The organism is Campylobacter concisus, assembly GCF_003048375.1.
Taxonomy (GTDB): domain Bacteria; phylum Campylobacterota; class Campylobacteria; order Campylobacterales; family Campylobacteraceae; genus Campylobacter_A; species Campylobacter_A concisus_T.
On the sequence record NZ_CP021642.1, the window covers coordinates 1,562,853 to 1,577,699 of the forward strand.

18 protein-coding genes are annotated in these 14,847 nt (G+C 36.0%); 12 read left to right on the forward strand and 6 right to left on the reverse strand.

Going from position 1 to position 14,847, the window contains the following annotated elements; genetic code table 11:
* Window positions 1-137: 137 nt before the first annotated feature.
* From CCS77_RS07770 to CCS77_RS07820, 11 genes are all read left to right on the forward strand, one after another.
* Window positions 138-3,773: a glycoside hydrolase family 19 protein gene (locus CCS77_RS07770; protein ID WP_107917054.1), complete on the forward strand. Its 3,636-nt coding sequence runs from the start codon at window positions 138-140 to the stop codon at window positions 3,771-3,773.
* A 9-nt stretch (window positions 3,774-3,782) separates the two neighbouring features.
* Entirely contained in the window at window positions 3,783-4,574 is a 792-nt protein-coding gene (locus tag CCS77_RS07775) for a hypothetical protein (RefSeq protein WP_107917055.1), read from the forward strand.
* Window positions 4,561-5,037 (forward strand): hypothetical protein, encoded by a 477-nt coding sequence (locus tag CCS77_RS07780; protein WP_103596713.1) that lies wholly within the window; start codon window positions 4,561-4,563, stop codon window positions 5,035-5,037. The genes CCS77_RS07775 and CCS77_RS07780 overlap by 14 nt, the downstream gene beginning before the upstream one ends.
* A gap of 52 nt (window positions 5,038-5,089) precedes the next feature.
* The gene (locus tag CCS77_RS07785) at window positions 5,090-5,455 is read left to right on the forward strand and encodes a hypothetical protein (RefSeq protein ID WP_103596712.1); all 366 of its coding nucleotides are present in this window, start codon (window positions 5,090-5,092) and stop codon (window positions 5,453-5,455) included.
* Between the two features lie 55 nt (window positions 5,456-5,510).
* Entirely contained in the window at window positions 5,511-5,993 is a 483-nt protein-coding gene (locus CCS77_RS07790) for a hypothetical protein (RefSeq protein WP_107917056.1), read from the forward strand.
* The gene (locus tag CCS77_RS07795; protein ID WP_236635261.1) at window positions 5,977-6,684 is read left to right on the forward strand and encodes a hypothetical protein; all 708 of its coding nucleotides are present in this window, start codon (window positions 5,977-5,979) and stop codon (window positions 6,682-6,684) included. Before CCS77_RS07790 ends, CCS77_RS07795 begins: the two co-directional genes overlap by 17 nt.
* Window positions 6,685-6,706: 22 nt before the next feature.
* On the forward strand, window positions 6,707-7,216 hold the full coding sequence (locus CCS77_RS07800) for a hypothetical protein (protein ID WP_201741708.1): 510 nt from the start codon (window positions 6,707-6,709) through the stop codon (window positions 7,214-7,216).
* Between the two features lie 190 nt (window positions 7,217-7,406).
* Window positions 7,407-8,189: a formate dehydrogenase accessory sulfurtransferase FdhD gene (gene fdhD / locus CCS77_RS07805; RefSeq protein WP_103598042.1), complete on the forward strand. Its 783-nt coding sequence runs from the start codon at window positions 7,407-7,409 to the stop codon at window positions 8,187-8,189.
* On the forward strand, window positions 8,182-8,925 hold the full coding sequence (locus tag CCS77_RS07810) for a winged helix-turn-helix domain-containing protein (protein WP_107917058.1): 744 nt from the start codon (window positions 8,182-8,184) through the stop codon (window positions 8,923-8,925). The genes fdhD and CCS77_RS07810 overlap by 8 nt, the downstream gene beginning before the upstream one ends.
* A 25-nt stretch (window positions 8,926-8,950) precedes the next feature.
* Complete coding sequence (locus CCS77_RS07815) at window positions 8,951-9,139, forward strand: hypothetical protein (RefSeq protein ID WP_002941192.1); 189 nt, start codon at window positions 8,951-8,953, stop codon at window positions 9,137-9,139.
* Window positions 9,140-9,226: 87 nt separating this feature from the next.
* Window positions 9,227-10,552, forward strand: a complete 1,326-nt coding sequence (locus CCS77_RS07820) for an aminotransferase class V-fold PLP-dependent enzyme (RefSeq protein WP_107917059.1) — start codon at window positions 9,227-9,229, stop codon at window positions 10,550-10,552.
* A gap of 409 nt (window positions 10,553-10,961) precedes the next feature.
* Here the strand turns inward: CCS77_RS07820 and CCS77_RS07825 are convergent, their stop codons facing one another.
* From CCS77_RS07825 to CCS77_RS07850, 6 genes are read right to left on the reverse strand one after another with little or no spacing between them, the layout of a single operon-like run.
* On the reverse strand, window positions 10,962-11,273 hold the full coding sequence (locus tag CCS77_RS07825; RefSeq protein ID WP_201741709.1) for a DUF6980 family protein: 312 nt from the start codon (window positions 11,271-11,273) through the stop codon (window positions 10,962-10,964).
* Window positions 11,274-11,308: 35 nt separating this feature from the next.
* Entirely contained in the window at window positions 11,309-11,923 is a 615-nt protein-coding gene (gene hisG / locus CCS77_RS07830; protein ID WP_103642445.1) for an ATP phosphoribosyltransferase, read from the reverse strand.
* On the reverse strand, window positions 11,920-12,549 hold the full coding sequence (locus CCS77_RS07835; protein WP_021087426.1) for a type III pantothenate kinase: 630 nt from the start codon (window positions 12,547-12,549) through the stop codon (window positions 11,920-11,922). Before CCS77_RS07835 ends, hisG begins: the two co-directional genes overlap by 4 nt.
* Complete coding sequence (locus tag CCS77_RS07840; RefSeq protein ID WP_107917060.1) at window positions 12,536-12,868, reverse strand: hypothetical protein; 333 nt, start codon at window positions 12,866-12,868, stop codon at window positions 12,536-12,538. The genes CCS77_RS07835 and CCS77_RS07840 overlap by 14 nt, the downstream gene beginning before the upstream one ends.
* Window positions 12,865-13,872 (reverse strand): L-seryl-tRNA selenium transferase, encoded by a 1,008-nt coding sequence (locus CCS77_RS07845; RefSeq protein WP_107917061.1) that lies wholly within the window; start codon window positions 13,870-13,872, stop codon window positions 12,865-12,867. The genes CCS77_RS07840 and CCS77_RS07845 overlap by 4 nt, the downstream gene beginning before the upstream one ends.
* Window positions 13,872-14,435 (reverse strand): hypothetical protein, encoded by a 564-nt coding sequence (locus CCS77_RS07850; RefSeq protein WP_107917062.1) that lies wholly within the window; start codon window positions 14,433-14,435, stop codon window positions 13,872-13,874. The genes CCS77_RS07845 and CCS77_RS07850 overlap by 1 nt, the downstream gene beginning before the upstream one ends.
* 124 nt (window positions 14,436-14,559) lie before the next feature.
* On the opposite strand from CCS77_RS07850, the gene gatC reads away from it, so the two are divergent.
* On the forward strand, window positions 14,560-14,847 hold the full coding sequence (gatC, locus tag CCS77_RS07855) for an Asp-tRNA(Asn)/Glu-tRNA(Gln) amidotransferase subunit GatC (protein ID WP_107917063.1): 288 nt from the start codon (window positions 14,560-14,562) through the stop codon (window positions 14,845-14,847).

Here is a 14,847-nt window from a genome sequence, read left to right on the forward strand (position 1 = left end):
TTTTAGATATTAGCGTTTTGTCTAAATTTTGCTACCAAAATTTAAAGAAAAAGCAAAAATTTTCTCTATAAGAGTTTTTTATTGAATACTTTTTAAGTTTATGCTAATATTTAGCGAAAAAATTAAGGAAGAATTTTATGCCAATCACCCCTAGAAATGATGCAAATTTTAAAGAAAACTTAATAGATATCATCAAACTATCATATAGCGCCGACATCAATAAGCCTTTCATCTCTGGTGACAAGCTACTTATGGGCTATAGCTTTAGTCTAAAAGACGATCTAGACACGATATGCACTCAAATTTATGGTGCTAGCAAAGCAAAAGTGATCGAGGCTATTAGAAAAACCATAACCAACACTACAACAAAAACCGTGGTTTCAAAGATAGATGCAGAAAAGCTTTTTAACGATATAAATAATGCTGCAAGGGTTGCTTACGCAAAGGCATCTGGCAGCGCTGGCGCAGAGTTGCCTGAGTTTAAATTTAGCCAAGATGAGCAGTTAAATGCCATTTTAGAGTCAAAGCTAAAGCCACTAGCGGCTGATATAAAAGAGAAGCTAAGAGGCTCGTCGCTGGCAATTTTAGAAGAGGTCAAGCTCACTTCATATGTGGCGTCTAATGTTTCAAAAGAGCACGTCGCACTCCTAGCCCTGCTTCACATAAGTAGCAAGAAAAATATCGACCCAGCTTTAGCAAGCTATATCAAGAGCAAAAGTCGCTTTAAAGCGTGGTTTTGGCTTGCTTTCGAGAGCTTTAGCGGCGATAATCCACATAACCTTAAACTTTTAAGAAAAAAGATCTCAGCTCAGTTTGGCCTTTATGAGTCAGACGAAAACAACAAAGCTCTAAACGACACGTCTAGCGCGGCTAGCATGGAGCGCGTCAGCTTTGGTGAGTGCATAGATATCTTTACTCACCTAAATATCTCTAAAGCTATGTATGTAACAAAAGACAAAAACGGCAAAGAGCACAAAGAAGACGTCACACACTTAGAATTTATGCAAAAAGACAAAGAGAGATCAAACAGCACCGATTCAAAGTGTGAGGGGCTGTTTAAGCCATTTGCTGATAAGCTAAATTCTCTTTTAGCCTCTCAAACATCAAAGAAATTTAGCACTGAAAATATCTACTGCGTAAATTTAACCTCCTCTTCTACGTCTAACGCTTCAAGGATAAATAAGCTCTTAAAAAGAAGAGAAGAAGAGCTTTATAAACAAGAGGATATGCTCATACTCTGCCCTATAAAGACTGCTACTCCTATTAGGATATTTCAGCCTAAAAAGAGCAACTTTACCATCGTGCTAGCCAGCCAAAGCGAATTTGACTGCAGCGAGCTAAACCCAAAAGAGCTAAATCCTAGCAGACCAAACTATGGCAAGCTAAATTTATGCGAGCTAATACTCACTGACTTTAAATTTGACTCTTATGAGAAAGAGAACAAAGGCGCTTCAGCTGATAGAGATATCAAATTTAAAAACGCAAAGACAAAGTCAGATAGTGTGATCCTTTATAAAGAAAACGATGATGGCAAAGATGATAAAAACAAGACAAAGGGCGCTTGCTTTACTAGCATAAGACAAAGTAGCGATGAGATAGAGTACAAGCTAGAAGATGGTGTCGTAAAGATGAGCCACTTCCCCCTCCCCTCATCTAAAGACGAATATCTAAATTTCAACCTTCTAAATTTCGCTAAGGAGAATAACTTTACCCTTAGAGATGATAAAGACTCAGCTATGTTTGATATGAAGCTTCGTCTAGCTCTTGGTAATAATGCAGAACCTACATCAACATCTAGCTCAAGCCTTGCTCTAACACTAAATAATCTCATCATTGAAAACGAAAAAGGTGAAGCTAGTGATATAGATAAGATATATCTTCACCACTGCGGTGATAAAAATATATATGAGAGTACATCTTTAGTTAAAAATAAAGACTCTGATATCAAAAACTCATATACAGCTACATTTAATATCCCTATAGATAGAAATGACAAGAAAGATACTAAGCTTATAGTCTATTCAAGTGATCTAAGCAAAATTTATGATACCAAAGGGATACATGCCTACACTGGTACAGCTATCATATCTATAGGATATAAAGATAAAAGTGGTGGTAGCTTTAGCTATACAAACAAGGTATCTTTAAGAGATATAACAGATCATATAGTAAATGTAGTCTCTGATAGTGAGTATCCATTTAAGACAAATGAAGAGATAAGTTTAAAGGCTATATATAAACAAGAAAAAGGTAGTAAGAGGTATAAAGAGGTACTTTGGGGATATAAGGTCATAAAAACCATAGAGTATAACGAAGTATCTAAATCAAATCCTAAAGATGTGGTAGAGCTAAAAGATAAAAAGGGTAAAGAGATAAGATTTAAAATTTCAGATCTTATAAAAAAAGATGATCTAGAGAGGCTAAAGCAAGGTGGTCATACTATAGTATTTTTTGCATATCTTGAAGGTGAGAGTGATAAATTTAAATATCAAAGCGTATATGGTAAAAACCATATAAGGATAGATATAAAGATACCTTTATATATTAAATTTAAAGATGATAAGCTCATCATATATGAGTTTGAGCATGCTATAAAAGAGAAGAGCTTTAAAGCTAGTCTAAATCATGATGATGCCTTAGTAAATAAAAGTGGCTACTTATATATAAATAAAGATATGTCAGCACAGGATATAAATATCTATGAAGATGACAAACTTACTAAAGAGCTAAAGAGTGAAGATAGTACAAATAAGAGATATCAAATTTACATAGATGAAGCAAATTCCACAAACAATCAAAACCCAAGCAACACAAACCAAACAGGTCAAACAAAGATAAACCAAGATACCAAGTATGGTATCAATCTACTAAGCAAAGATAATATGAATAGCTTTATCAACTCTTTTAATGAGTCAAAGAGCATAACAAGAGTAGATAAGGGTATGTGGGTGGATGGGGATAGAGAAGCAAATGTTTTAATAGAGATCAAAGACTATCCTTTTACGCTAAGTATGCTAAAGCAGGTATTTACCAATATAAAAACAAATCAAGAATATATCTTGCAAGAGATGGTGGATGAGTTAAATAGAAGAGATGATGAAGATGGAATTCAAATGTATGTAAAATATAAGCTTGATACTAGAAATAGATTGGAGCATTTTTTTGGGCAATGCTTTGTAGAGGCAAAGACAACAAAAGGTGATTTTACTTTAGAAGAAGAACTGGGGAAATTTACAGAGAATAATATAATTAGCCATAGAGGCAAAGCCAGATTAGAAGAAGCCAAAAAACTATATCCGCAATATTATGACAAGACAGATCCTTCAAAATGGGCAAAATTTGTTGGTAACGCTATGTACTCTGATCGTGGAAAGGGTTATTTGGGTAATGATGGTGGCGATGATGGATTTAATTTTAGAGGTAGAGGAATTAAGCAACTTACTGGAAAATTTAACTATAAAGATTTCAACAAATATGCGCATAATAATTATTGGCTAGATGAAGAAGTAAATTTTGTAAATTCACCAGATTTATTAATTTCAGATGGAAAATATGCTCTAGTCTCTGCTGCATATTTTTGGACTATAGAAAGACCAAAGCCTAAAAAATATCGTCTTTATGAAATAGCTGATGAAAGTAAAGCAGATTCGGACAATAGCGATATAGTAGAACGTATAACTGCTGTTATAAATCCACAAAAACTTAGTCTTGAGCAGAGAAAAGAAGCCTATAAACGCATAAAAACAGCAAATGTGTTTAAAATATTTCAGTAAGGGAATAGAATGAAATTTAAAATTATATTGTTAGCCCTAATTGCTAGTTTAAATTTAAGCGCTTTTGAGCCTTTAACCCCTGAAAATGCTATCAATAAATTTAGTAATGATTTTTACCAACTAAATGATTATGATTCAAGCCCTTGGAGAGACTACGGTACAAAGAGTAAACCAAGCTTTGCTTGCTATGACACCAAAGGAAAGTATAAATTTAAAAAATACTCTTTAGAAGACTTTATATGCCAGTCAGACTATAACTCTTTTAGGGATAACTATTTTGCTGATATTTATAATCTAATAATAAAAGAAGCTCCAAATTTAAAAGAAAAAGCTCAAAAGATAGCTAGAGATAGGATAGCTAAAACTCAAAAAGAGTGTATCAGATACTCCAAAAAAGAGTATGACTATAGCTTTGTTGCTAAATCAGCATTTTTTGTATCTGAAAGTATCTACTGCATAAAGAATTTCTATAGAGAGTATACTGCTAAGCTATCTTTAATGCTTTACGAGAACGATAAAGAGCTATTTAGTAGAATTTACGGTGAAGATTACCACAAATTTAAAGAGGTATTTGAAGATACTTTAAAATATGTACCGATAGAAAATGGTAGCATGCCAAGAGATGTAAAAAGAACTGAAATAAACAATGACTTTTTACAAAAATACAAAAGTTACCACTATGATGACGACTACCCACAGATAGATGACATGTTATATATCATGCTCGTGCAATACTCACTCATTGATAAAAATGGCCATTTAGTTTTACCTGAAAATAGAAAAAACGATGTCAAAAACTAGATTTTTATACTTATTGCTACTTTTAGCTATATTTTCTAATGCTCAAAACTTAAATATAGAAACATATAGCAAGGATAACAAATGCTCCATAAGCATAAATGATGAAGAGATATATAGCAGAGAGTGCGAGTATGAGCTTGAACCAAATTTAATATTTTATACCAAAGTTAATAGCAGCGAAGTGTGGATATTTCAAGACATACAAAACTATGCTGCTTGCAATGGACACGGGCCTTTGAGAATTTTTGAAAAGAAAGATGACGACAAGATAAAATTTCAAGGCGAGATAGATTGGTGCGCGGGTGTGCCATTTTTTGAAGTCAGTGATAGAGGCATCTTGATAATAGACAAACCACACAAAAATGCACTAACCAACAACGGCGACCCAAATTTTAAAGGTAGCGGGAAACTATCTGACGAAAGCAAATATAAATTTGAGAATGGAAAGATCAAAAAGATATAGTTTTGCCTTTGTTAAATAGATATAATGCGGTTAAAAAAGCACGGACATAGGTATGACAAACAAGATAGTTGTTTTTTATTTTATAGCACTAGGCTTTATAGCGCATAACGCCTACGCAAAAAATATAAATTTAACGGGGATTTACAAGAATGAGTCTTGTAATATTTCAATAGAAATAACGAAAAATACCAATAAAGCGAAGTATTTTTACAAGATAGTGGAGAATAATCAGACAAAATCACAAGGCTATATATCAAGCATAAAAAGCAACGGCGAAGGTGGATTTTATATAAAATTAAAAAAGATTGACGGGATGTATGAAAATGGTAGCATAGTCATACAAAACTACGGAAACTCTATGAGCAAGTATATTTATTTTGAAGATTGCGATAGTAAATACTTAAAATTTGATAAATGACCCAGTGTGTGATTTTGTAATTACTATTTCGCAGTAAATTTTAAAAGAAAGAACTATGGTAGTTTTTAGATTTTTTATTTTAATCAATTTATTCTTTGCATTTATCAAGGCTGATGAGTTCGGGTATTACTATGAAAATGAAAAATTTTTAATAGCTATTCTGATGTTCGAATGTGAGGGTGACATACATTGTACAAATGGTGGTTATTTTGGGGTAAATAAAAGAAATAGCAAAAGTTTAGAAATTTTATCAAAACCAACACCAATAAAAAATAGTATAAATGAGCGCTTGATGGGGTATAAATTTAGAAATTCAAACTACATGTATGAAATTTATGGCGACATAATGTCTGGTGGAAAAATGTATTTGAACGTTTTTAAGCAAGGAAAAACTATTTTTAAAAGCGATGATTTACAACAGATAGAACAAGAAGAATTCCTATCCAAACTTAAAGAAATAGATAAAAGGCTACCTGTGAGCTTTGAAAAATTTTATAAGAAGCTACAAAACAAATACAAAAATGAAAACCATCAATAAAATAATTCTTTTTTATCTAGTGCTATTTATGTCGCTAGCTCTTTTTGCAGAGCAAACCACCAAGCAGTGCTTTAGTAGATATTTAGATAGCAAGGCTCATTTTATCAACGATGACAAATTTGATAAATTTGATTTTTATGGCATTATAGCTGACACTCGTACAAAATTTTTGGGCTATATCGGAGCTGATTATCACAGGCTACATATAAATTTTAACAGCGTCAAAAAGGTCTCAAAGACAAAATATATAGTATCTGGTGAATATAAAATAACCGCAGAGGCTCGCCCATTTAACGGCGAAATTCAAATAACCAAAATAAAAAAGTATATAAATTTAAACTACAGCGTTGATGACTTTATAAAAGGCAAGATCAAAGCCCAAGGCATAGCCTTAGCGAGCTATATCTTAAAAGGCGATGGAGGTTTTCAAGCCAAAGGTCAAATGCTCATAAAATGGTACATTAATAGCGATCAAAGACTAGCGTATGACGATATATCAGAAGATGAGGATATGTACGCAAATGATCTATTTTGTGGAGAGTGCAAGGTGGGCAAGGCGCAAGCAAAACCATGCGCATGGGGGCATTACAGGATACCAAACAGCGGCGATCTTGATGTGGGAGTTGGGGAATTTAGCCCCAATACAAAATATCTTAACAACGGCTGGAGCGACTTTAACAAGGATGAATAAATTTTCTATAAAAAGCTTTTTAATGCTATCTATAATTTTAGGCTTTCTAAATTTAGCTGCTAGCGAAAATTTACCACGCATAACGAGTGTAGATAATATCAAGGTTGGTAAAAAACTAGCTTTACATAACGTCAAATACTTCTTAGATGGCGAAAAGGCAAGCTTTATAAATTTAGACAAAACGCAAATAATGACGCTTGATTTTTGCTGTGGAGGTAACGGCGAAATTCAAAGGATAAACGTCAAATTTTATGATAAAAATTTGACTAAAGATTATATAAATTTCAGCAAGATAAAAGAATTTACTACAAATTCTGGTATCAAGCTTGGCGACAAACAAGAGCAAATTTTAAATAAGCTAGGCAAGCCAAACGACCTACTAGAGGAAAATGACACAACTACTGTTACCTATACCACCAAGCAAAGTAAGAGCCGCCTCTTGCAAGAATTTGACATGCCGCTCTACTATGAGAAATTTATCTTTTATGGCGATGTTTTAAAAGAGTATGAATTTGGCTTTGAGTATCCGTGATATAAAAAATAAATAGCAAAATAAGTTTAAGAAATATGCCTATTTTGCATATCAAATTTTAATTACAGTAACGTTTATTTCGTATCAAAATGCGTTTAAGCTTTTTGCTTTGTTTAAGCAAATTTTTACTACAATCCAAAATTAAATTTAGCTTTTTGGGCTATCATTTGTGAAAACTTCAAGGAGCAAGATGGAACCGATTTACAAAACGCAGATCATCAAATATAAAGGCGAGCAAAAAGCGCAAGTTGATGATATCTTGGTGCGTGAGATCAAGCTTGAAATTTACATAAATGATAAAAAATTTGGTGCCGTTATGGCAACGCCAACTGATCAAAAGGCGCTTGCTGTAGGCTATTTGATCAGCGAAAACGTCATCACAAAGCCAGAGGACATAACAGAAGTTAGGCTCTCAAGCGATGAGCTAAGCGTCTATGTAAGCGCCAAAGTGAACGAAAAGCGCCTAGAGCAGTTTGACGAAGAAAAGGTCATAATAAGTGGCTGCGGTAGAAGCTCAACGGCAAATATCGACCCACAGGCGATGGCAGCAAGAGCCGTAAAAAGCGGGGCTAAATTTAACAAAGATATGATCCTTGCTCAAATGAAGGAGTTTTACACGCAGTGCGAGCTTTACGAGATGACTGGCTGCGTGCATACGGCAAAGCTTTTTGTGAGCGAAGATAAATTTTACATAGGCGAGGATATAGCTCAGCACAACACGATCGATAAAGCCGTTGGCAAGGCTGTTTTAGACGGAGCTAACTTAGCAAATTCATTTTTAATGGTGAGTGGCAGGCTGAGTTCAGAGATGGTCGCAAAGGCTGTTATGCACGGCGTCCCAGCGCTTATCTCAAGGACAGCGCCAACTAGCCTTGGCGTAGTGATCGCTCGTAAATTTGAGCTTACACTTTGTGGCTTTGCAAGGGGCGAAAATATCAACGTTTATAGCGGCGAAGAGAGAATTTATGAGTAAAAATTTAGAAGAGCTAATAAAACAAACGCTAAATAAAAGCGGCAAACTTGACTGCGGCACGGCTTTTAAGATCGCAAGCAAGCTTGGCATAGAAGTCGGCGAGGTAAGCGACGAGGCAACTAGGCTTGGTATAAAGATAGACAACTGCGAGCTTGGACAGTTTGGCGCCCTAGATAAAGACCGCGGTAAATTTACATTGTCACTAAAACTAAAAGAAGTGTGCGACGAAAAGGGCAGAGTTTTTTGCAAAGATGCAAGAGAGATGGCGGCGGCTAACGGCGGGCTAAAGACCATGCGCTCGACGCTTAGAGACTACGGCTTTGACGTGAAGTACTGTCAGCTAGGCTGTTTTAAGGAAAAGAAAGGCAAAAAGATGAGAGTAAAGACAAAGACTTGGATAGAAAACGACGAGGGCGAGCTTATATTTGGCAAGGGCAAAACCGAAGTTTTAGACGTTATAGCCGAGGTTGGCTCTATATCAAAGGCAGCTGAAATTTTAGGTATGAACTATAAAAAATGCTGGTCGCATCTGCAAATTTTGCAAAAAAATTTAAAAGAAGATCTCTTTACGACCAAGCAAGGCGGCGGAGATAGCGCTGGCACCACGCTAAATGATAGGGCCCATGAGCTTATAAACGCCTATAAGCAGCTTCAAAACGACATCGAAGACTATGCAAACAAGCGCTTTAAAGAGCTATTTTTAAAACAAGACGAGAATAAAAACGATAAAAAATAAACCAAATTTTTAAAAGGAGAAAAACATGTATGTAAAACTAAACGACAGGACTTATCTAAACAAAGATAAGATCACTAGAATCAAGATCGATAGCGTTCAAGACGGCATTCGTATCCGTTTCTACGAGGGTGCAAACCAAGTTGCTAAGAGCCAAAGATTTGAGAGTGAAGCAAAAGCTAACGAGTGGTTAGAAAAAAACTTCTTAAACAAATAAACACACGCGAGTGGGCGCCCTGCCCGCTTGTAACCTCACTTTATACAAAATTTCATTATAATCGCGCTTTTAACCAAAAGGAAAATCGTGCCAACTATAGATGAAGTAAGAAAAAATATCATTTTAAAAGATGGAATTTACTATTTTGACTACACGGCCTCAGGCCTTGCCTATGCGCCTATCGAAGATGAAATTTCAAAATTTTTAAAAACCTACGCAAACACTCACTCAGACAGTAGTTCAAACGCTGTGCTAACGCAAAAACGCTACGAAAACGCAAGAGCCGAGCTAAAGGAGCTTTTGGGGCTTGATGATAGCTTTTATCTAATAGCAACAGGTCAAGGCGCAACGGCTGCGATAAAGAAATTTCAGGAGATTATGGGAATTTATCTGCCACCAATCACAAGAGCTTTGATCGGCGAAGCAAATTTAAGAAGCGTAAATTTACCACTCGTGCTGGTTGGGCCCTATGAGCACCACTCAAACGAGATCAGCTTTCGCGAAGGACTTTGTGACTGCGAGCGCACCTTGCTTGATGAAAACGGCGAGATAGACTACGTGATGCTTGAGAGGACGCTAAAACTAAACGCAAAAAGAAAGATCATAGCCTGCTTTAGCGCCGCCTCAAACGTCACAGGCGTGAAAACCGACTACAAGAGAATTTACTCGCTCGTTAAGAAATTTGGCGGAGTGGTGGCATTTGACTGCGCGGCGACCAGCTCGCATGAAAATTTAGACGCCGCCTACTTTGACGCAGCCTTTTTTTCGCCCCACAAGCTACTTGGTGGAGTTGGGAGTTGCGGGCTTTTGGCGATCAAAAAAGAGCTTTATACAAGCGACATACCAAGCTTTGCAGGTGGCGGCACCATCGCTCTTGCGACGCCGTCAAAGCACCTTTTTATAAAAAATGCCGAGCAGCTTGAAGAGGCTGGTACGCCATCTATCTTGGGGCTGGTGCGAGCAAGCCTAGCCTACAACTTGCAAGCAAGTGTCGGAGTAGAAAATATCAAAGCACGCGAAGATGAGCTGGCAAATTTCTTTGAAAAAGAGCTTAGCAGCATCGAAGATATCACCATTTATGGTCCTAAAAATGCAGAAAAACTGCCTATTTTTTCATTTAATGTGCGTGACATTTCGCCTTATGACTTTGCCGCAACTCTTAGCAACAACTACGGCATACAAAGCCGCGCTGGCGTGATGTGCGCTGGGCCTTATGCTTTTGATCTGCTAGGGCTTAAAGAAAATAAGATCTTAGAGAAAAAGCCAGGTTTTGTAAGGGTGAGCATGCACTACACGCACACAAAAGAGGACGTGCTCTATCTCATAAACGCTATCAAATCATCTATCAAAAAGCACCGCGAGCTTTGGGGCGAAGAGAAGGCGATGTATGAGATGTTTGGCGGGAAAATTTAGGCTAAATTTGTTGTTTTGGGTTGAATTTAACTATCAAGAAAAGTTAAAAATTTAAATTTAGATTGCCATTTTAAAATGTAAAAACAATTATATTTTTTGATCTGAATTTGCTCATTCTTCCCATTTAAATTTTAACTGTATCAAATAAAATTTACCATCTTGGATCAAATTTTGCCAGCAGAATTTAAAGCAAATTTGCTGTTTTTATACAAAGTTATATCTGCTCGGTCTTAAAAAATCTAACAAAACACACCGCCATTCTGAGTGGAGAAAAAAATATTAAGTATTTTATCTTGCTTTTACATCTAATTAAATAGAAATTTCTAAAGATTTTTTATGTGATAGCCGTTTAAAATTGGCAACAACTAGTTTTTATGTTGATTAAAAAGAGTTAAAAAATAATTTTCAATCACTTCTTCAACCACCAACCATAATTTAAATATACTTTAGGAATTTCATCATTATCAATATCTATTCCTAATTTTTCCATTTTATCAAACCATTTATCTCGTTTTGATTTTGGTAATTTTGTACCACAAAAAGGGCAAAATTTGATTGAAATACTGCTTGTGCCACCATCGTGAATGATAATTCCATATTCATCAAATTTAGGATAATACGAAATAAGCACGTCTGGGCAATCATAAATATTGTTATGAAACTTACAATTTAATTTCGTTGCCTCTTTCATTTGGAAGCAACAGTGTTTTACCTTAACCATTTTTCTTTATTTGTGCTATTTACATTTTTCAAATTTTACTTTGAAATTTCCTCTTTTATCTTTTGATAAAGCTCCAAAATTTCATCTTTTTTGATGATAAAACTATTTTTATTTGCGATCAAGTAAGCTGAGCTTTGCATGATGTCACCAGCCACTTTTAGCCCATTTTGTTTCATGGTTGAACCAGTCTCGACCACATCGACGATCGCGTCGCTTAGTCCGACAAGTGGCGCTAGCTCGATCGAGCCATAAAGCTTGATGATCTTGACGCCAACGGCAAGCTTAGCAAAGTAGTTTCTGGTGATATTTGGCATCTTGGTAGCGATCTTTAGCTCAGACCTTGAAAAATCAAGCTCATCTTCGTTTTTTATGCCGATGCAGACCTTGCACTTGCCTATTTGTAGATCAAGTAGCCTCACTACATTTGGCTTATGCTCTTCAAGCACGTCAAGGCCGACCACACCGATATCTGCAGCTCCTTCAGTGACGTATGTTGGGATATCTTGGTTGCGAACCATTAAAAATCTAAAATTTCCCTCTTCAAGGATGAGTTTTCTATCCTCAAACATAAAGCTCGAACCAAAAATTTTTCTAAAAATTTCAAGTGTATCTTCTGCGATCCTGCCCTTTGGCAAGGCTACTGTTATCATTTTAAAATTTCCTTTTTCTCATCGATTATTTTTTGCATGGCACGAAAGATCAGCATCTTGTCGCAAATGGCATTTTTAAAAAATTTAGATAAAAAGTCACCATCTCCGCCAGTAAAATAGACCTTTTTGCTGCCTGCTAACTTTGAAATAAGCGTTATAATGGGCTTTATGATGCCATAACTCACAGCATCGCTCGTCTTTTGAGGCAACGCATCGATGTCTATTTGCGAATTTAGTGTCACATCAAGGCGTGGCGAGATGCTTTTATAGGCATTTAACATAGTTGCGATGCCTGGCAAGATGTAGCCGCCAAGATGAAGTGAGTTTGCCATTATATCAACGGTTATGGCACTTCCAGCATCTACTATAACGCCATCATTTATCATATAACAACCCGCTTTTCTATCTACTCCAAGACCTTGATAGATCGTGTCTATCTCAAAGTATGGCTCTAAATTTACAAACATTTCGTCCTTATCTATCATCCGCAAAATTTCTTCATTTACGCAGATAAAATAGACCTTTTCGTCTGGCTTGTAGTTTTTAAATTCGCTAACTTTTATATGTGTGATCTTGCCATTTTGCAAAAAAGAGGCGTTGGTGTTGCCGATATCACACAAAATCATAACAGCTCCAGCCTTCTTCTTTGAAGTAGTTTAGGGATTTTGAGCAAATTTGAGAGTTGTAAAAGATCACACGTTTTTTGATCTTGGTTTGAAATTTCTCTTCAAATTTAGTGCAAATTTCATTTATCTCGCTGGCTTCTTTAAGCAAAAGCCTGCTCTTTGCACTTCTTAAAAAAACGATCTCGTAGAAATTTTTTGTATCGACACCAAAAAACGCCTCAAGCGAGCGTTTCTTGGTAAATTCGCTAAGATCAAGCCTTTTTATATCCCTTAGCAAGATCTTTTTAGCTTCGAAAAGCTCCCAAATTTTCTGGCTCATTGTCCTAGATTAACATACTCGTTATCGTAGTAAAATGTGCCATTTCCCATGAAGCTCTTATCTTTTATCTCGTCGCTAAACTCATAAATTTCAGCTCCGCTAAGATCTAAATTTGTCTTTATAACATAGCCTGTTTTTTCGATGACATAGAGCTTATTATTGATGATAGTAGCCGCTGAAAAGATAGCAAATTTGAAATTTACCTTATTTTGCTCTTTTAGCATGAGGTCTGTTCTTACTATCGTGCCATCTTTTTTAAAGATGTAAATTTCATCGTTATGAACTAGCACGTCTTTGATCTCACCGTCATAATAGACTGTTTGGCTTGGGTTGATGACGATTAGTTTTTTGGCTGTTGCTGCGATTAGGTTATCGCCCTCAACGCCTAAAAATATGATGTTGTTAAAGAAATTTTCAGAGCTTACGACAACGTCGCGTAAAATTCTACCAGTCTCTTTTTGCACGATGTAAATTTTACCATCGAGTGCTGGATAGACGATGAGTGAGCTCATAAAGTAAGGTGCCACAACTCTTGAGTCAACCGCTGCGATTTCAGATGAGCTATACTCCATTAGTGTCGTAGCTGTGTTGATGTCGATTAGATAGATGTGGTTTGATGCGCTGATAGCTGCAAGCTGGTTTTGATCAAGTGAGGCTGCTACGATCGCAGTTGGAAATTTACCACTATAAACGCTATGACCGCTAGGATCAGTCACGTTTAGATCGCCATTTATACTAGCTGAGATAACAAAGCCGTTGTTTTCGTTTAAGAAGTTGAAATTTTCAGGCAAGGTAATGCTTTTATTTAGCCCATTTTTAGTGATGATGTTGCCATTATCCAGCGTTGCGCCATTTGCATTTGCTGATTTGATGTAAGAAGGAAGATCTTTTGATAAAGATATCTCGCCAGAAGTTTGCGCAGGCTCAAAATATTGTCTTTTTGTGCCGCATCCGCTTAGAACTAAAGCCAAGGCAAAAGCCAAGAATAGTGTAAGTTTTTTCATTATTTTATTCCCTGATAGTGTTTTAAATTTTTAACTAAAGTTTGTAGTTGTGAGTCAAGTGCGATCTTGTCAAATTCCACATTTGCCTCTTTGATTTTATTTTGTTTTAAAAGCTCAAAACCTTTTAAAAGTGTGTTATATTCGCTTAAAATTTGAGTATTTGCATCGCCAGTTTGTGAAAGGATGATATCTTTTACGATCGGATTTACTTTTAAATTTGCAAGCTCGCTAATGCCTTTTGTATCGTTTTTATCAAGCATTTGCCCAAGTGAAAAAAGTGCATATAAGCTTGGCTCTTTCTCCTTTAAAACATTTAAAGCGCTTGCGTCATTTGGATTTAAAATAAGCTTTGAATAGGCTAAATTTGCCTCCTCAACTCTGTTGTCGTTTAAAACCTTACTAGCGTAAAATCCGATGAGTGCGACGATAGCTGCCACGCATAGCACGATCAGCAAAGTTTTGTATTTCCTAAAAAAACGCTCTCCCTTGATCATACTCTCAAGAAACTGCTCCTGGGCGTCGATCTCTTTTTTTATCTCGGTTAAATCTTCTTTTATAGCCAACGTTTTTCCTTGCTTTTGAAAAATTTTAATTCGCAGATTTTAGCATAATTAAATTAAAAGTAGCCCAAAATTAAAGCTTGAATGTGATATAATGCCTCAAAATCAATTAAAAGGTTGCTTAATAATGCAAATAGACGACACTCTCTTAAATAAACTAGAAAAACTCTCCGCATTACAAATTAATGATGAAAAAAGAGAAGAGATCAAGAAGCAATTAAGTGAAATCGTATCTTTTGTCGATGTTTTAAATGAGCTTGATCTAAGTAGCGATGAGGCCGTAGTTAGCTCTATAAAAGGTGGCACTCCATTAAGAGAAGATGAGCCACATTTAAGTGACGTTGTCAATGAAATTTTAAAGCACGCCCCTTCACGCGAAGGGCACTTTTTCGCTGTGCCAAAGATCATAGAGTAA